The 17,994-nt window shown below is 68.6% G+C and carries 16 protein-coding genes and 1 pseudogene; 11 read left to right on the top strand and 6 right to left on the bottom strand.

All coding sequences use genetic code 11. The annotated features are described in order from the left end of the window. Positions 1-5: 5 nt before the first annotated feature. The 3 genes from AC3EO7_RS17185 to AC3EO7_RS17175 are packed head-to-tail and all read right to left on the bottom strand — an operon-like array spanning position 6 to position 2,933. Positions 6-1,067, bottom strand: coding sequence for an AAA family ATPase (locus AC3EO7_RS17185; protein WP_435591731.1), 1,062 nt, complete (start codon positions 1,065-1,067; stop codon positions 6-8). After that, complete coding sequence (locus AC3EO7_RS17180; protein WP_435591730.1) at positions 1,057-1,479, bottom strand: ribulose bisphosphate carboxylase small subunit; 423 nt, start codon at positions 1,477-1,479, stop codon at positions 1,057-1,059. Before AC3EO7_RS17180 ends, AC3EO7_RS17185 begins: the two co-directional genes overlap by 11 nt. A gap of 11 nt (positions 1,480-1,490) precedes the next feature. Beyond that, complete coding sequence (locus AC3EO7_RS17175; RefSeq protein ID WP_431970114.1) at positions 1,491-2,933, bottom strand: form I ribulose bisphosphate carboxylase large subunit; 1,443 nt, start codon at positions 2,931-2,933, stop codon at positions 1,491-1,493. A 120-nt stretch (positions 2,934-3,053) separates the two neighbouring features. On the opposite strand from AC3EO7_RS17175, the gene AC3EO7_RS17170 reads away from it, so the two are divergent. Further along, on the top strand, positions 3,054-3,929 hold the full coding sequence (locus AC3EO7_RS17170) for a LysR family transcriptional regulator (RefSeq protein WP_431970115.1): 876 nt from the start codon (positions 3,054-3,056) through the stop codon (positions 3,927-3,929). Between the two features lie 72 nt (positions 3,930-4,001). On the opposite strand, the gene AC3EO7_RS17165 is transcribed toward AC3EO7_RS17170, so the two are convergent. From AC3EO7_RS17165 to AC3EO7_RS17155, 3 genes are read right to left on the bottom strand one after another with little or no spacing between them, the layout of a single operon-like run. Continuing rightward, the gene (locus AC3EO7_RS17165) at positions 4,002-5,306 is read right to left on the bottom strand and encodes an FHA domain-containing protein (protein ID WP_435591729.1); all 1,305 of its coding nucleotides are present in this window, start codon (positions 5,304-5,306) and stop codon (positions 4,002-4,004) included. 52 nt (positions 5,307-5,358) lie between these two features. Further along, the gene (locus AC3EO7_RS17160) at positions 5,359-5,802 is read right to left on the bottom strand and encodes a hypothetical protein (protein WP_435591728.1); all 444 of its coding nucleotides are present in this window, start codon (positions 5,800-5,802) and stop codon (positions 5,359-5,361) included. A gap of 3 nt (positions 5,803-5,805) precedes the next feature. Then, complete coding sequence (locus AC3EO7_RS17155; RefSeq protein ID WP_435591727.1) at positions 5,806-7,347, bottom strand: hypothetical protein; 1,542 nt, start codon at positions 7,345-7,347, stop codon at positions 5,806-5,808. A gap of 212 nt (positions 7,348-7,559) precedes the next feature. Between AC3EO7_RS17155 and AC3EO7_RS17150 the strand changes: the two genes are divergently transcribed. The 10 genes and pseudogenes from AC3EO7_RS17150 (at position 7,560) to nuoI (ending at position 17,993) form a co-directional block, all read left to right on the top strand. Beyond that, positions 7,560-7,895, top strand: coding sequence for a hypothetical protein (locus AC3EO7_RS17150; protein WP_431970223.1), 336 nt, complete (start codon positions 7,560-7,562; stop codon positions 7,893-7,895). Positions 7,896-8,413: 518 nt separating this feature from the next. Then, entirely contained in the window at positions 8,414-8,788 is a 375-nt protein-coding gene (locus AC3EO7_RS17145; RefSeq protein ID WP_431970119.1) for an NADH-quinone oxidoreductase subunit A, read from the top strand. Between the two features lie 47 nt (positions 8,789-8,835). Further along, positions 8,836-9,390 carry a NuoB/complex I 20 kDa subunit family protein gene (locus tag AC3EO7_RS17140; protein ID WP_431970120.1) on the top strand — a complete coding sequence of 185 codons (555 nt, stop codon included), beginning with the start codon at positions 8,836-8,838 and terminating at the stop codon, positions 9,388-9,390. Continuing rightward, positions 9,387-10,166, top strand: coding sequence for an NADH-quinone oxidoreductase subunit C (locus AC3EO7_RS17135; protein WP_431970121.1), 780 nt, complete (start codon positions 9,387-9,389; stop codon positions 10,164-10,166). The genes AC3EO7_RS17140 and AC3EO7_RS17135 overlap by 4 nt, the downstream gene beginning before the upstream one ends. A gap of 83 nt (positions 10,167-10,249) precedes the next feature. After that, positions 10,250-11,548 (top strand): NADH-quinone oxidoreductase subunit D, encoded by a 1,299-nt coding sequence (locus tag AC3EO7_RS17130; protein WP_431970224.1) that lies wholly within the window; start codon positions 10,250-10,252, stop codon positions 11,546-11,548. Beyond that, a complete protein-coding gene (gene nuoE, locus AC3EO7_RS17125) occupies positions 11,545-12,255 on the top strand; it encodes an NADH-quinone oxidoreductase subunit NuoE (protein ID WP_431970122.1) in 711 nt (236 codons plus the stop codon). Before AC3EO7_RS17130 ends, nuoE begins: the two co-directional genes overlap by 4 nt. Further along, positions 12,252-13,577, top strand: coding sequence for an NADH-quinone oxidoreductase subunit NuoF (nuoF, locus tag AC3EO7_RS17120; RefSeq protein WP_435591726.1), 1,326 nt, complete (start codon positions 12,252-12,254; stop codon positions 13,575-13,577). The genes nuoE and nuoF overlap by 4 nt, the downstream gene beginning before the upstream one ends. A 23-nt stretch (positions 13,578-13,600) precedes the next feature. Further along, positions 13,601-16,111 carry an NADH-quinone oxidoreductase subunit G gene (locus AC3EO7_RS17115; protein ID WP_431970225.1) on the top strand — a complete coding sequence of 837 codons (2,511 nt, stop codon included), beginning with the start codon at positions 13,601-13,603 and terminating at the stop codon, positions 16,109-16,111. Further along, positions 16,104-17,399: pseudogene (gene nuoH, locus AC3EO7_RS17110) on the top strand (NADH-quinone oxidoreductase subunit NuoH); the annotation flags it as partial. The gene AC3EO7_RS17115 and the pseudogene nuoH, both read left to right, overlap by 8 nt. Continuing rightward, positions 17,394-17,993, top strand: coding sequence for an NADH-quinone oxidoreductase subunit NuoI (gene nuoI / locus AC3EO7_RS17105; protein WP_435591775.1), 600 nt, complete (start codon positions 17,394-17,396; stop codon positions 17,991-17,993). The pseudogene nuoH and the gene nuoI, both read left to right, overlap by 6 nt. Position 17,994 lies beyond the last annotated feature (1 nt).

Below are 17,994 nucleotides of genomic sequence, written 5' to 3'. Positions count from 1 at the left end.
TTCGGTCATGCGGGGGCCCTCGCGGTCGGCCCGTCCGGCTGCTCGGTGGTGTTCGACGCGCGGTGCTCCGCTGCACCGTCGCGCGCACCGCTGTCGGTGAACACGCTGCTGCCGTAGACGTCCCGGTCGGTCAGCGTGATCAGATCGGTCCTCGTCAGCGGTCGCCGCAGCTCCACCAGGCGTTTGGCCTGGCGCAACCTGCACCGGTCGAGCGCGTTGCGGACGCTGCGAGCATTCGAGAAGCGCGGGCGGGTCATCCGCAGCTCCAGATACTCCGAGAACGCCGCGGCCGCGGCCGGATCGAAACGGAAGTTCTCCCGCGCGACCATCAGCTCCGCGATGGCCATGAGCTCGGCATGGGTGTAGTCGACGAACTCGAGGTGATGCGCCACCCGGGACGACAAGCCGGGATTGGCCGAGAAGAACCGCTCCATCCGATCCGGATAGCCCGCGAAGATCACCACCAGGCTGCCGCGTTCGCTCTCCATCTCCTGCAGCAGGATCTCGATGACCTCCTGCCCGTAATCCCGCTCGTTCTCCGGCCGGAACAGGTAGTAGGCCTCGTCGATGAACAGCACCCCGCCCGCGGCCTTGGCCAGCGCCTCCTTGGTCTTCGGCGCGGTGTGCCCGATGAACTGACCCACCAGATCGTCGCGGGTCACGGTGTGCACCTTGGGCTTTCGGATATAGCCCAGCGCGTGCAGCATCTCGGCCATGCGCAGCGCCACCGTCGTCTTCCCGGTCCCGGGACCGCCCGTGAAGCTCATGTGCATGGTGGGCCGCGAGGCGTCGAGCCCGAACCGCTGCCTGGCCCGGTCGATCAAGAGCAGCGCGGCGATCTCGCGCACCCGCAGCTTCACATTGGCCAGGCCGACCAGCTCCGCGTCCAGCCGGCCCAGCGTCTCCTCGACATCGTTGCCCGCGATATCGGTCGACAGATCGAGCGTCGCGTCCGGGCCGAGGACGGGCGCCTCGGCTTCGGCCTCGGACGCGACGCGCACCGGCCGGGAGTCGTCGACACCCGGCCGGTGCAGGCGGAAACCGGAGCCGTTCCGATCAGCCGCCATACCGCTGTCCCTGGCGGTGATCGGTGGCGTAGGCATGCAGGCCGTAGGTCTGCACGCGGTCCGGGCCCTCGGTGCGGGTCAGGGTGAAGCCCGGCTCGTCCGGCGGACGCTGCACCAGAAAGCTCAGCGCCGTGGTCTGCCTGGTGTAGCTCGCGTCGTAGGCCAGCACTCGAATGTAGTGCCGCGGGAAGGTCGCCCGGCACGCATCGATCTCGGCGAGCACGCCGTCGGGCTCGTCCAGATCGAACAGCGGCAGACCCCACATCTCCCAGTACGCGTTGCGCGGGTGCGGGTCGTCGGTGTACTCGATCGACACCGGCCACCCGTTGAGCAGCGCGTAGCGCACTTGCGCGGCGATCTCGGCGTCGGTGAGATCCGGCAGATACGAGAAGGTTCCGTGACGCAGATACATGCGAACGCCTTTCAGCGGCTGGACGTCGGCACCGCGTCGGGTGCGTCGGTGGAGGTGTAGTCGAAGGTGACGTCGCCCCACGTCGCCAGCGCGACGTCGAGCGGACGGCAGATCTCGGCCGCCTTGCGCAGCACGTCCGGACCTTCCTTGAGCAGGTCGCGGCCCTCGTTGCGCGCCTTGACCACCGCTTCCAGCGCCACCCGGTTGGCCTCGGCGCCCGCCGCGATGCCCAGCGGATGGCCGATGGTGCCGCCGCCGAACTGCAAGATCACGTCGTTGCCGAACAGGTCGAGCAGCTGGTGCATCTGACCCGCGTGAATGCCGCCGGAGGCCACCGGCATCACCCCGGGCAGGCTCGCCCACTCCTGGTCGAAGAAGATGCCGTTGCGCGGTTCGGTGCGAATGTGGTTCTCCCGCAACGTGTCGTAGAACCCCTTGGTGGTCGCAGGATCGCCCTCCAGCTTCCCGACCACGGTGCCCGCGTGCAGGTGATCGACGCCGATCAGCCTGCACCACTTGGCTAGAACGCGGAAGCTCACGCCGTGCGTCTTCTGGCGCGTGAAGGTGGCGTGGCCCGCGCGGTGCAGGTGCAGCAGCACGCCATTGCGTCGCGCCCAATGCGACATGGACTGCATTGCGGTGTAGCCGACCGTCAGGTCCATCATGATGACCACGCTGCCGAGTTCCTTGGCGAACTCCGCGCGCTCGTACATCTGCTCCATGGTGGCCGCGGTGACGTTGAGGTAGTGGCCCTTGATCTCGCCGGTCTCGCACATGGCGCGGTTCACGCCCTCCATGGCGAACAGGTACCGGTCGCGCCACCGCATGAACGGCTGCGAGTTGATGTTCTCGTCGTCCTTGGTGAAATCGAGTCCGCCCTTGCACGCCTCGTAGACCACCCGGCCGTAATTGCGTGCGGAGAGTCCCAATTTCGGCTTCACCGTGGCGCCGAGCAGCGGCCTGCCGTATTTGTTGAGATATTCGCGCTCCATCACCGTGCCGTGCGGCGGGCCCTGGAAGGTCTTGACATACGCCACCGGAATGCGCATGTCCTCCAAGCGCAATGCGAGCAGCGGTTTGAAGCCGAAGACATTGCCGATGACCGAGGACGTCAGATTCGTGATCGAGCCCTCCTCGAACAAATCGATGTCGTAGGCGATGTAGGCGAAGTACTCCCCCGGCCTGCCCGGCACCTCGTCGATCCGGTAGCATTTGGCCTGATATTTCGAGTGTGCCGTGAGCCGGTCGGTCCACACCACCGTCCAAGTGGCCGTTGACGATTCGCCCGCCACCGCGGCCGAGGCCTCGATCGGATCCACGCCGCGCTGCGGCGTCACCCGGAACACGGCGAGCACATCGGTGTCCGACGGCTGGTAGTCCGGTGCGTAATATCCCATCGACGCGTACGACTGGACGCCCGGATCCCACCGATCCCGTTCGATCTCTTCGGCCATCGTTCCTCCTGGAGCGTTGTGCGCCTTGCGAATTCCAGGATGACCGGGCGACCGACCACAAACAATTTGAATGTTTCTGGTAATCCTCAACGTTTTCATTGAGTTTGCTACCGTCGGTAGATGGGTATGGTGAGCGCGGCGCGGATGGAAACATTCCTGGTCGTCGCCCGCCAGAGCAGCATCCGGCGCGCGGCGACCCAGCTGCACGTCACCGAGGCGGCGGTGTCGGCGGCGGTCGCCCACATCGAGAAACAGCTCGGCGCCAAGCTGGTCAGGAAGGCGGGCCGGGGCATCGCGCTCACCGAGGCGGGCCGCGTCTACGCCGAATACTGCCGCAGCATCCTCGGACTCATGAAAGAGGCCCACGCCGCCGTGCGGCAGGCCGAGATCGGACGCCTGCGCATCGGCGTGGTGGCCACCGCGGGCGAATCGGTGCTGCTGCGGCCGCTGGCCAAGTTCCGCAATCGCTATCCCGACATCGAGCTGAGCCTGAGCATCCATCCGCGCGACGTCCTGTTCGTCGAATTGCAGCACCACGAAACGGATCTCGTCATCGCGGGCCGCCCGCCGAGGGAGGCGGGGCTGGTCACCCGCGCCCGCCGCGCCAGCCAGCTCGTCGTCGTCGGCGCGCCCGACCGCTGCCGCGACCCGCTGCGCTCCACCTGGCTGCTGCGCGGACGCGGCTCGGGCACCCGCGACGCCACGCTCGCCCTGCTCGACCAACTCCAGATCACCCCGCCCACCCTCACCCTCGGCTCGCACGGCGCGGTCCTCGCCGCGGCCCGAGAAGGCCTCGGCGTCACCCTGATCCACAACGACGCCGTCGAGCACCACGTCGAATCCGGCGCACTGCGCGTGCTACCGGTGGACGGCACCCCCCTCGACCGCCCCTGGCACGCCATCACCACCCGAACCCCCACCCCCACCACGCGCCTGTTCCTCGCACACATCATGGACCGCGCCGAGGTCGGCGAAGACGCCTTCCACCCCGGCTGACCACAGGGCGTCACCGTGGCTGTCGCGCCCGACGGCCCGGCCGCCGAAGGACGCGCGGAATCGCCCGCCGACTCACACCTGCCCGTGCTGGGAGTCGAAGGTGGCGGTGCGGCCGCCGAGGAGGATTTGCGCGCCGGGGTGGAGGATCACCGGGTGTCCGGGGAGGGCGCGGGTCCAGTCCTGGCCCGGTTGACGGATGTGGGTGCCGTTGGCAGAGCCGCTGTCCACCACGGTGACATCCCAGTCCTTCAAACGGATCTCGGCGTGGGTGCGGGACATGCCGCCGGAGGCGTCGTCCACGCGGATGGGGCGGGCGCCGCGGCGGACCGCCTCGGAGTGGTCGGGTTCGCGACCCAGTACGCAGTCGGAGTCGAGGATATAGGAGGTGCCGTCGTCGAGCAGCAGCAGGCCGAGCGGCGGGCGCACGCCGTCGGTGAGGACGCAGGTGAGCTGATCCATCCGGATACCGCAGACCGCGCAGAACGAGACCCGGGGATCGTTGTGGTGCTGGCGAGCGCACTTGTAGCCCTTGACGATCGCCTGCCCGGGCGAGTGCGCCGACCCTCGACCCGATGGCGGTACGGTTTCGCGGCGCGGTTCCGTGACCGCCCGCCTGCGTGAGCCGTCGATCGGTCCGGAACCGCGGCGGCCGGACGCCGCGGTGGACGCTCGCGGCACGGCGGTCTCGTCCTCGACCGGTGCACTCGGCGCCATCGTCTCCTCGAGATCGATGTCCGTGGTCGGTGGCGCCGCACGATTCGGCGGCACGGAACGCGGCGGCTCCGACCGCGCACGGTCGGTCCCGGGATACACCGAGGCCCGATCTCGTTTCACCACGGGCACTTTCCGCACCGGCTGCCCGTACCAGAGCACCGCCCCCGCGCCGGGAACGACACCCGATGCCAACGTGCACAGTCCGCGGATCCCCGGCAGTTCGATCGCCGAATCCACCTCGTCGACGAACAATCCGGCCCCGATCGCGGGCGCGGGAATCACCACCCGGTCGACAGTGAAACCGGCGTCGCTGCCGCACAGCACCTCCGAACGGTCCCCGACCGTCAGCACCGCGCTGACCCCGCCGTGCAGGAACACCGCGAGCCCGGTCACGCAGGGGGTGAGCACGCCGAACTCGACGGCGTCCTCGTCGTCGAGACCCATCAGCCAGGTGGTGGCAAGGCGTGCGAACATGCGCCCGGTGCGCGTGCTCTCCTTGGCGGCCGCCTCGTCGACCAGACCGCACAGCGCGGTCAACGCCGCGCCCGCCGCCGTGTCCTCGGTCGGTGTCACATCGTGCCGATGGGCCACCACCACGACCACCCCGTCGCAGCACGCCACGAGATGCGTGCCGGGCAGCACCTCGACCTGCGGATCCGTCACCGCCACCCTCCTTCGCGGCGCCCGTCCCGGTCGGGCCGGTGCGCCGCCCCGCTCACAGGAACCTGCCTCCGTTGTACCGCCAGCGGTGGAAGAACAACCGGATCGGCCCATTCACGAAGAGCCAGAACACGATCCAGGTGACCACGAAGTGGATCAGGAACGCCGCCGCCGAAGGCCGCAGGTGCTCGGGCAGCACGATCGTCGTGGTGCGCAGCAGCAGCCAGATCAGCAGCCCCTCGTTCACGATCGTCAGCAGCCCGAACAACGTCGGCCAGTCCTTCTCCCATCGGAATTGCTGCAGGAAGTGGTACAGCAGCTCCCAGAGCACGCCGACCAGGATCACCGCGAGCAGCACCGACAGGGTCACCCGATAGGACTGGCCGAGGGAGAGCGATCCGGTCGGCAGCAGCGGCGTGACGAACAGCGCCACTAGCAGCCCGATCGCGCCGAGCACGAACACACGGGTCTGGACTCGCCCGTTCAGTGTGGGAGTCATCGGTCAGATCTTCTTGTCGTTGACCCACAGCCACCACTGCCGCGCCGAGCGCAGCGGGCCGAGGCGCGGGCAGAAACCGAGCGCGGCGAGGTCGTCCGCCATTTCCAGTGCGGCGTACTGCAGGCCGAGGAACGAGTCGACGCCCGCGTAGTAGCCGCCGAGCGTCGCGCTGCCCGCGGCGTACACGCGCCCCGCGCCGCTGCGGGTGCCGACCAGCTCGAACGTGCGGTCCACGTCGAGCCTGCCGACCGGGTTGCGCCCGGCTCCCGCGTGGTCGAGCAGGTCGGCGAGCAGCCGGTGTTCGCGGATGTCGGCCTCCAGGCCGGTGCAGTCGATGATGTAGTCGGCGTGGGTGTCGAACGGTTGTGTCGGCGGCCGAAAAGGCAACGGCGCCTGCGCGTCCGGCTCGATGGTGGTCACCACGCCCGGCCTGCCCTCGGCGGGGCGCAGGTCGCGAGCGCTGCCCGCCATCACCTGGTACCAGCCCTGGGCGCGGCCACGCTTCAGTTGCTCCTGCCAGCTCTTGCGCACCGGAGTGTTGGTGCCGCCGAGCATCTTGTACAGCGCGGCGCGCTCCTCCCCCTCCAGTCCGCGCAGCTTCGCTTTCAGCTGCCCGCCCCAGGCGCCCTTCGGCCAGTTGAATCCCTGATAGGCCCATCCGTCGGAGCCTTTGCGGCGCATGAACACGCTCGGCCCGTGCGGACTGGCGACGTAACTGCGGAACAGATGCAGGATCTGGGTGTTGAGCCGGTGGCTGTCGCGATCGTCGATCAAACGCTGCAACACGCGGCTGGCCACGATCCCGGCGCCGCGGATCATGACCGTCCCCGGTCTTCGCTGCAACGCCTGATACACGTGCTCATGCGGTTCGTACGCGTTCACCACCCGGGTGGGATCGCGGAAGCGCTCGCGATAGGCCTGCAGGTCGGGCAGCAACCGCAGACCCGGATAGCCCACGGCCACATGCACATACGTGCTGCGGAAGGCCACCCGCTTGGTCGGTGTCGTGCCGTCGGGCGGCGTCAGGATCGTGTAATAGCCGCCGCCGTGGCGCTTGCGCACCATCCGGACCTGCCCCTTGTAGAGCGAGCGCGCGTAGTCGACGCGGTGGTACTCGCGCTCCATCGCGGCGAACACCTGCCCGGCGCGCGGTGTGTAGTAGTTGGTGAGGATCGGCTCGGTGAGCACGTTCCACAGCGGAGCCAGCGACTTGTCGGCAATCGCCTCGCGCACCGCGTACGACGGGAAGCCCCAGATGTTCTCGGGGGTGCTGCCGGAATCGCTGCGCAATCGCTCGCCGCGCGGAATCTGCGACACCCTGGTCAGGTATTCGTAGCCGGACCACGGCACGTCCTGCGGACCGAGCACCGCGATCGACCGCGCGGGCACGCCGTAGATCCGGAGAGTGTCGAAGGCGACGAACGACCCGATTCCACTGCCGATCGTCACGAACGGTACGTCGATGACCGGTATCCCGGCCTGGTTGAGCATGTCGTCGGTCCAGATGTCGGTGTCGACGAGGACCGGGGTGAGATCTCCCCGCATTCGCCGGATGGTACCGCCAATATTCCTATGGGGCGCTTGCGATCACCTTGTCCTCGCATACCTCGTTCGCGGCGACGCGCGCATCGATCTGCGCCAACCTGCCACGGGGCGGACCGCGGCGGACGTACCATCCCTGCGTGGCCGACTCGACTCGTTCCACCCCGCTGCGGGTGCTGGTGTACAGCAACGACGCCGATACCCGGCGCCAGGTGATGCTGGCGCTGGGCAGGAACCCGCACCCCGAACTACCCGAGCTGGACTACCTCGAGGTGGCCACCGCGCCGGTGGTCATCGAGCGGATGGACGAGGGCGGCATCGACCTCGCCATCCTCGACGGCGAATCGACGCCGGCGGGCGGGCTCGGCATCGCCAAGCAGCTCAAGGACGAGATCGAGCAGTGCCCTCCGGTGCTCGTATTGACCGGCCGTCCGGACGACGCCTGGCTGGCGACCTGGTCGCGGGCCGAGGCGGCGGTCGCGCATCCGATCGATCCGATCCGGCTCACCGAGGCCGTCGTCACTCTGCTGCGCAACCGCACCGCCGCGTGATTCAGAGGCGAATGTCATCATCGGGTAGCCGGACCGCGAGGCCGTCCTTCCCGGCGACCGATTAGCAATCGTCACCAATAGCGTCCGGCAATCACCGCGGGTGCGGGATCGTCGCGTGTGGCGCCGTCACCAGCGCGAGCAACTCATCGGCACTGGCGATACTCGTCGGTAGCTTTGGCGTGGTCCCGCAGCTGGGACGACGTCCCGGTTCGTCACGTGACGACGCCGACCGATTACCCCACATCAGTCATAAATCGTAGTTCCGAATTCGATCAAAGATCCGGGGTCAAAGGCGTCGCGGCCACTCGTATCAGTTGTAGGCTGTGCCGTAGCTCACATGGGCGAGAGCGCAGGTATGAGACCGGCTGTGTCCGATCTCCCTGACGCACGCCCCGCCGAGCGAGGCCATGGGGCGAGTCTGGCCGAGGCGGACAACGACGTCAGCCCGCCTCGGAAGCTGCCACCAGCCGCCGTCGAGGGAGCCCCGGGCTCGCAGGAGGGGAAGTGCAGTCGTGAACATGGAGTTGCCGACCCTGGTGCTCGGCGCGGTCGCCGCGGCATTCGCGGTCTTTTCCATCATCTTGGCGGCCCTCATCGGGCCGAAGCGCTACAACCGGGCCAAGCTGGAGGCCTACGAGTGCGGCATCGAGCCCACTCCGCACGCCGTCGCGGGCGGGCCGGGAAGCATTACCGGACAGCGTTTTCCGGTGAAGTACTACCTGACCGCCATGCTGTTCATCATCTTCGACATCGAGATCGTGTTCCTCTACCCGTGGGCTGTCCACTTCGATGCGCTCGGTCTCTTCGGTCTCGCCGCGATGGCGCTGTTCATCTTCAACGTCTCGGTTGCCTACGCCTACGAGTGGCGCCGGGGCGGACTCAGTTGGGACTGATCGCCACAAGGTTTCACCCGCACAGTGGAAGTGAGAGTTAGTCGGAAATGGGTCTCGAGGAAAAACTGCCCAGCGGCTTTCTGCTGAGCACGGTGGAGGATTTCGCCGGATATCTGCGCAAGGGCTCGCTGTGGCCTGCCACCTTCGGTCTCGCCTGCTGCGCCATCGAGATGATGGCCACCGGCGCAGGACGATTCGACATCGCCCGCTTCGGTATGGAGGCCTTCCGCGCCTCGCCGAGACAGGCCGACCTGATGATCGTCGCGGGCCGGGTCAGCCAGAAGATGGCGCCGGTGCTGCGGCAGGTCTACGACCAGATGACCGAGCCGAAATGGGTGCTCGCCATGGGGGTCTGCGCCTCCTCCGGCGGCATGTTCAACAACTACGCCATCGTGCAGGGCGTCGACCACGTGGTGCCGGTCGACATCTATCTGCCCGGCTGCCCGCCGCGCCCGGAGATGCTGCTGAACGCGATTCTGACACTGCACGCCAAGATTCAGGAGATGCCGCTCGGCGTCAACCGCGAAGAGGCGATCCGCGCCGCCGAGCAGGCGGCGCTCGCGTCGACCCCGACCATCCGGATGGAGGGTCTGCTGCGATGACCTTCGACTCCCCCGAGAACACCGACACCAGCACGCCCCAGTCGGAAATCGACGCGGCGGCGACCGCGGGACCCGAGGGCACGCTGCCACCGTCGACCGAACCCGAGCCGACGGGCGAGGAGGTCATCGGCGTGCGCCGCGGCATGTTCGGCATCTCCGGCACCGGCGACACCTCCGGTTACGGTCGCCTGGTCCGTCCGGTCACCCTCCCCGGCAGCACACCCGCGCCCTACGGCGGCTACTTCGACGAGGTCGTCGACGCGCTGCGGACCGCGATGGCGGCCACCGGAACGCCCTTCGAGAGCGCGATCGAGAAGATCGTCGTCTTCCGCGGCGAGCTCACCCTGCACGTGCGCAGGGAGCACCTGCCGCGCGTCGCGCAGGCGTTGCGCGACGACGCCGCATTGCGTTTCGAGCTGTGCCTCGGCGTCAACGGTGTGCACTACCCGCACGACACCGGCCGCGAACTGCACGCGGTCTATCACCTGATGTCGGTCACCCACAGCCGCAGGCTGCGCGTCGAGGCCTCGGCGCCCGACGCCGATCCGCACATCCCCTCGCTGTACTCGGTGTACCCCACCACCGACTGGCACGAGCGGGAGACCTACGACTTCTTCGGCATCCTCTTCGACGGTCATCCGTCGTTGACCCGCATCGCCATGCCCGACGACTGGCGTGGCCACCCCCAGCGCAAGGACTACCCGCTCGGCGGGATCCCGGTCGAATACAAGGGCGCGCGCATCCCGCCGCCCGATGAGCGGAGGGCGTACAGCTAGTGAACGACATCGATACTCAGCCCGGCGTCGACACCACGGACTCCGGGCGCGAACCCGCTGCGGACCGACAGCGGGAGCACGCCGTGAACCCTTCGGAGCCGACCGTCGTCACCGTCGCCGGTCAGGACTGGGACACCGTCACCGAAACCCTCGACGGCGCAGGCGAAGAACGCATCGTCGTCAACATGGGTCCGCAGCATCCGTCCACGCACGGCGTACTGCGCCTCATCCTGGAGATCGAGGGCGAGACCGTCACCGAGGCCCGCTGCGGCATCGGCTATCTGCACACCGGCATCGAGAAGAATCTCGAGTTCCGCAACTGGATGCAGGGCGTCACCTTCGTGACCCGGATGGACTACCTGTCCCCGTTCTTCAACGAGACGGCGTACTGCCTCGGAGTGGAGAAGCTGCTCGACGTCACCGAGCAGATTCCCGAGCGCGCCACCGTCATCCGGGTGCTGCTGATGGAGCTCAACCGGATCTCCTCGCACCTCGTCGCGCTGGCCACCGGCGGCATGGAACTGGGCGCGCTCACCCCGATGCTGTTCGGGTTCCGAGAGCGCGAACTCATCCTCGACGTCTTCGAGACCATCACCGGTCTGCGGATGAACCACGCCTACATCCGCCCCGGCGGACTGGTCCAGGACCTACCCGAGGACGGCGTCACCAAGGTCCGCGAGCTGCTGGCCCTGCTGCCGAAACGGCTGCGCGACATGGAACATCTGCTCACCCAGAACCCCATCTGGAAGGCCCGCACCCAGGACATCGGCTACCTCGATCTGACCGGATGCATGGCCCTCGGCATCACCGGCCCGGTGCTGCGCGCCACCGGCCTGCCGCTGGATCTGCGCAAGGCACAGCCCTACTGCGGTTACGAGAACTACGAATTCGACGTCCCCACCACCACCGGCTGCGACGCCTACGGCCGCTACCTGATCCGGGTGGAGGAGATGAAGGAATCGCTCAAAATCGCCGAACAGTGCCTGGACAGGCTGCGGCCGGGACCGGTGATGATCGAGGACAAGAAGCTGGCCTGGCCCGCCGATCTGCAGCTCGGGCCCGACGGACTCGGCAACTCCCCCAAGCACATCGGCCGCATCATGGGCACGTCGATGGAGGGCCTCATCCATCACTTCAAGCTCGTCACCGAAGGCATTCGCGTGCCTGCGGGCCAGGTGTACATCGCGGTCGAATCGCCGCGCGGTGAGCTGGGCGTGCACATGGTCAGCGACGGTGGCACCCGGCCCTACCGCGTGCACTATCGCGATCCCTCGTTCACGAATCTGCAAGCGGTGGCTGCGATGTGCGAGGGCGGCATGGTCGCCGACGTCATCGCCTCCGTCGCCAGCATCGACCCGGTGATGGGTGGTGTCGACCGATGACCGAAATCCTGTTGAAGCTCTCCACCCGGCCCGAGCCCTTCCCGCCCTACGTGCGCGAGCGACTGGAGACCGACGCGGCGGCGATCATCGCCCGCTACCCGCACCCGCGCTCGGCGCTGCTGCCGCTGCTGCATCTGGTGCAGTCCGAGGAGGGCCACGTCTCGGGCACCGGCATCGATTTCTGCGCCGACCAGCTCGGTCTCACCGGCGCGGAGGTGACCGCGGTGGCCACCTTCTACTCCATGTTCCGGCGCACGCCCACCGGCGATTACCACGTCGGCGTGTGCACCAACACGCTCTGCGCGGTCATGGGCGGCGACGCGATCCTGGCCGCGCTGGAGACCCACCTGGGCCTGCGTCACGGCGAGACTACCGACGACGGGTCGATCACCCTCGAACACATCGAATGCAACGCCGCCTGCGATTTCGCGCCGGTCGTGATGGTGAACTGGGAGTTCTTCGACAACCAGACGCCGGAATCGGCCCAGGCTCTGGTCGACGCGCTGCGCGCCGGGCAGCAGGTGACCCCGACCCGCGGCGCGCCGCTGTGCACGTTCCGGCAGACCGCGCGAATCCTGGCGGGCTTCCCCGACGAACGTCCCGGCGTGCTCGACGGCGCGGCGGGCGAGCCGACGGTCGCCGGTCTGCGGGTGGCCAAGAACCTCGAGATGCACGCGCCGCGGCCGAACGGGGAGGACCTCCGATGACCACCCTGACACCGGTGCTCTCCAAGTACTGGGACGACCCGCAGTCCTGGACCATCGCCACCTATCGCAGGCACGACGGCTACAAGGCGCTGCGCAAGGCATTGGGTATGGAGCCGGACCAGATCATCCAGACGGTCAAGGACGCCGGACTGCGCGGCCGCGGCGGCGCCGGCTTCCCGACCGGCATGAAATGGAGCTTCATCCCGCAGGGTCCCGGCCCCGACGGCACGGTGAAACCGCACTACCTGGTGGTCAACGCCGACGAGTCGGAACCCGGTACCTGCAAAGACATTCCGCTCATGCTGGCCACGCCGCACGTACTGATCGAGGGCGTGATCATCGCCGCCTACGCCATCCGCGCCGCGACGGCCTTCATCTACGTACGCGGCGAAGTGGTGCCGGTGCTGCGCCGGTTGCAGGCCGCGGTCGCGCAGGCGTACGACGCGGGCTATCTGGGCCGCGACATCCTCGGCTCCGGCTACGACCTGGAGTTGATCGTGCACGCGGGCGCGGGCGCCTACATCTGCGGCGAGGAGACCGCCCTACTGGACTCACTGGAGGGTCGCCGCGGCCAGCCGAGGCTGCGGCCGCCGTTTCCCGCCGTCGCCGGCCTGTACGCCTGCCCGACGGTGGTCAACAACGTGGAGTCGATCGCCAGCGTGCCGCCCACCATCCTCAACGGCACCGGCTGGTTCCGCTCCATGGGCAGCGAGAAATCGCCCGGCTTCACCCTGTACTCGCTGTCCGGCCACGTGGCCAGGCCCGGCCAGTACGAGGCGCCGCTCGGCATCACGCTGCGGGAGCTGCTCGACTACGCGGGCGGCGTGCGCGTGGGCCACCGGGTGAAGTTCTGGACGCCGGGCGGCTCGTCCACCCCGCTGTTCACCGACGAACACCTGGACGTGCCGCTCGACTACGAGGGCGTCATGGGCGCCGGATCCATGTTGGGCACCAAGGCTTTACAGATCTTCGACGACACCACCTGCGTGGTGCGCGCGGTGCTGCGCTGGACCGAGTTCTACGCCCACGAGTCGTGCGGCAAGTGCACCCCGTGCCGGGAGGGCACCTACTGGCTGGTCCAGCTGCTGAAGCGGGTGGAAGAGGGCCGCGGCACCGAATCGGATCTGGACAAGCTGCTCGACATCAGCGACAGCATCAACGGCAAATCGTTCTGCGCGCTCGGCGACGGCGCGGCCAGCCCGATTCTCTCCTCGCTGAAGTACTTCCGCGACGAGTACATCGATCATCTGCGCTCGGGCGGCTGTCCGTTCGATCCCGCGCGCTCGACGGCCTGGGCCGAGGCAGGAGAAGGGGCGCAATGAACGCAGTATCGCGTAGCGATTCGATGGGGGGTGGCGGCCGGGCGACGGGTGGGCCTGCGACCGTGAGCAGCAACACCAGCGGACTTGCGCCCGCCGATCTCGTCACCGTTGTCATCGACGGCACGGCCGTGAGCGTGCCCGCCGGGACCTTGGTGATCCGCGCCGCGGAATTGATCGGCATCCAGATTCCGCGCTTCTGCGACCATCCGCTGCTGGACCCGGTCGGCGCCTGCCGCCAATGCCTGGTCGAGGTAGAAGGCCAGCGCAAACCGGTCGCGTCCTGCACCCAGACCGTGGCCGATGGCATGATCGTGCGCACCCAGCTCACCTCGCCCGCCGCCGAACGCGCGCAGGAGGGGGTGATGGAGCTGCTGCTGATCAACCATCCCCTGGACTGCCCCGTCTGCGACAAGGGCGGCGAGTGTCCGCTGCAGAACCAGGCCATGTCCTCCGGCCGGCCGGAGACCCGGTTCGACGGCGTGAAACGCACGTACCCCAAACCGATTCCGCTGTCCACGGCCGTCCTGCTCGACCGGGAACGCTGCGTGCTGTGTGCCCGCTGCACCCGCTTCTCCCAGCAGGTCGCCGGCGACCCGTTCATCGAGCTGATGGACCGCGGCGCGCTCGAACAGGTCGGCACCGCCCAGGCCGAGCCGTTCGACTCCTATTTCTCCGGCAACACGGTGCAGATCTGCCCGGTCGGCGCGCTCACCGGCACCAGCTACCGGTTCCGCGCCCGCCCCTTCGACCTGGTCTCCAGCCCCAGCGTGTGCGAGCACTGCGCCTCGGGCTGCGCGCAGCGCACCGATCACCGCCGCGGCAAGGTGCTGCGCAGGCTCGCGGGCGACGACCCGCAGGTGAACGAGGAATGGAACTGCGACAAGGGACGCTGGGCCTTCGCCTACGCCACCGAGCGCGATCGCCTCACCACCCCGCTGGTGCGCGGCTGGGACGGCAACCTGCACCCCGCGTCCTGGTCCGAAGCGCTCGCCGCGGCCGCCGAGGGACTCGCCGCCGCGCACGGCAGCGCCGGTGTGCTCGTCGGCGGACGGGTGACCGAGGAGGACGCCTACGCCTACTCGAAGTTCGCGCGAGTCGCGTTGGACACCAACGACATCGACTTCCGTACCCGCCCGCACTCGGCGGAGGAGGCCGATTTCCTCGCGGCCAGGGTCGCGGGCCAGGGCGTCACCGTCGACTACGACGGGCTGGAGCGCGCGTCGATCGTGCTGCTCGTCGGCTTCGAGCCCGAGGAAGAGTCGCCGATCGTCTACCTGCGGCTGCGCAAGGCCGCCCGCAAGAGCGGCCTGCCCGTCTACTCGCTCGCGCCGTACGCCTCGCGCGGACTGGAACGCATGTCGGGCACACTGATCTCGGCGATGCCGGGGGCCGAGCCGCACCTCATGGACGCCCTGCGCACGGGCGAGATCCCGTTCGGCGGCCCGGAATTCGAGACCGTGGTCGCGGCGGCGCGCCTGCTGCGCACGCCCGGCGCGGTGATCATGGTCGGCGAGCGCATGGCGGGTGTGCCGGGCGCGCTGTCGGCCGCCGTCCGGCTGGCCGACGAGACCGGGGCGGCGCTGGCCTGGGTGCCGCGGCGCGCCGGCGAGCGCGGCGCGGTCGAAGCGGGTGCGCTTCCCGGGCTGCTGCCCGGTGGGCGGCCGGTGGCGGATCCGTCTGCCAGGCAACAGGTTCGCACGATTTGGAACGTCGACGAGCTGCCGGTGACCGTGGGGCGCGACACCGCCGCCATCCTGGACGCCGCGCCGACGCTCGGCGCGCTGGTCGTCGGCGGTGTCGACATCGCCGATCTGCCGGACCCCAACGCCGCGCTCACCGCCATCGACGCGGCCCGCTTCGTGGTCAGTCTCGAGTTGCGGCACAGCGCCGTCACCGAGCGCGCCGACGTGGTCTTCCCGGTGGCCACGGCCATGGAGAAGTCGGGCACCTTCCGCACCTGGGAGGGCAGGCCGCGCCGGTTCGACGCCGCGCTCGGCGAATCCACCGTGCGCCGCACCGCGGCGCCGCTCTCCGATCAGCGGGTGCTGCAAGCCATCGCCGACGAGATGGGCGTGCGCCTCGGCCTGCCCGACACCGCGGCGGCCCGCGCCGAACTCGCGGAGCTCGGCGCCTGGGACGGCCAGCCGGTGGCGCCGCCCGCGCATCGGACGCATCCGATCACCCAGCCCAGGCAGGGCACCGCGGTGCTCGCGGGCTGGCGCATGCTGCTCGACCGCGGCCGGATGCAGGACGGCGAGCCGAATCTGGCGGGTGTCGCCCGGCCACCGGTGATCCGGCTCTCGCCCGCGACCGCCGCCGAAATCGGTGCGGCCGACGACGATCCGGTCACCGTCAGCTCCGAGCGCGGCACGCTCACGCTGCCGCTGCTCATTACCGAGATGCCCGAACGGGTGGTGTGGCTGCCGCTGAATTCGCCCGGCAGCTCGGTGCCCGAACAACTGGCCACCCAGCCGGGCGGCGTCGTGCAAGTACGCCGCGCCGACGAGAGGATGAAGGAACACCGCCATGAGTGATCCCGCTCTGTTCGTCACGGCGACTGTGGGGCCCTCCGTGGCTACGCAAGTTACCGCCTCCGGACCTGACACGCTGGCCATCTTCGGCCACGATCCCCTGTGGCTCGTCATCGCGAAATCCGTGGCGATCTTCGTCTTCCTGCTGCTCACCCCGATGATCGCGGTGCTGGCCGAACGAAAGATCGTGGCGCGCATGCAGATGCGCATCGGGCCGAACCGGGTCGGCCCCAAAGGCTCGCTGCAGAGCATCGCCGACGGCGTGAAGATGGCGCTCAAAGAGGACATCGTCCCCGCCATCGTGGACAAGCCGATCTACATCCTCGCGCCGATCATCGCGGCCATCCCGGCCTTCATGGCCTTCGCGGTGATCCCGTTCGGCGGTGAGGTCTCCATCCTCGGCGAACGCACCGCGCTGCAGCTGACCGATATGCCGGTCGGCGTGCTGTACATCCTCGCCATCACCTCGATCGGCGTGTACGGCATCGTGCTGGCGGGCTGGGCGTCCGGCTCCACCTATCCGCTGCTCGGCGGCCTGCGTTCGACGGCGCAGGTCATCTCCTACGAGATCGCGATGGCGCTGTGCTTCGCCGCGGTGTTCCTGCATGCGGGCACCATGGCCACCTCCGGCATCGTCGCCGCCCAGGACGGCACCTGGTACGTCTTCCTGCTGCTGCCCTCGTTCCTGATCTACTGCGTGTCGATGGTCGGCGAGACCAACCGAGCCCCGTTCGACCTCCCCGAGGCCGAGGGCGAACTGGTCGGCGGCTTCCACACCGAGTACTCCTCGCTCAAGTTCGCCATGTTCATGCTGGCCGAATACGTCAACATGGCAACGGTTTCGGCACTGGCCACCACGCTGTTCCTGGGTGGCTGGCACGCGCCGTGGCCGATCAACATGTGGCCGGGCGCGAACTCGGGCTGGTGGGGCCTGCTCTGGTTCACCGCCAAGGTGTGGACGTTCCTGTTCGTGTTCATCTGGCTGCGCGGCACGCTGCCCCGCCTGCGCTACGACCAGTTCATGAATCTGGGCTGGAAGCTGCTCATTCCGGTGTCGCTGCTGTGGGTGATGCTCGTCGCCGCGGCGCGGGTGCTCGACGCCGAGGGATTCGCCTGGGCGACCGCCGCCATGATCGTCGCGGGCCTGCTGATCACCGGCATGATGATCGGCATGTTCCTGCGGGCCGGGCGCCGCCCCGGAGCCCCGCCCCTGGTGGACGAGCACGCGGTGGACGAGCACGCGCCGAGCGGAACCGGCGTCTTCCTCGGCTTCCCGACACCGCCGCTGCCCGCCGACGTCCGCCACATAGACCCGACGAAAGGCCACCCGCTGGAACCGCTTTCTGGTTTCGCGGTCACAGCGCTCACCATGTTCAAGAAGCCGAACACCGAGTTCTACCCGGAGCACAAGGTGCCGACCGCGCCCCGCTATCACGGTCGCCACCAGCTCAACCGCCATCCAGACGGGCTGGAGAAGTGCATCGGCTGCGAGTTGTGCGCCTGGGCCTGCCCCGCCGACGCGATCTACGTCGAAGGCGCCGACAACACCGAGACCGAACGCTTCTCCCCCGGCGAACGGTACGGCCGCGTCTACCAGATCAACTATCTGCGCTGCATCGGCTGCGGTCTGTGCATCGAGGCCTGCCCCACCCGAGCCCTCACCATGACCAACGAGTACGAGCTCGCCGACGACAACCGGGCCGACCTCATCTACGAGAAGGACCGGTTGCTCGCGCCAATGGAACCGGGCATGACCCCGCCGCCGCACGCCATGTACCCCGGGACGACCGAGGGCGACTACTACCGCGGCACCGTCCCCGGCACGGCCACCGAATCCGACGAGAAGCAGCCCGCGACAGCAGGCGCGGAAGGAGGGACGCGGTGAC

The organism is Nocardia sp. bgisy118, from assembly GCF_057708605.1.
The sequence above is the reverse complement of the archived record's forward strand: the minus strand, read 5'-3'. Positions and strand labels throughout refer to the sequence as shown.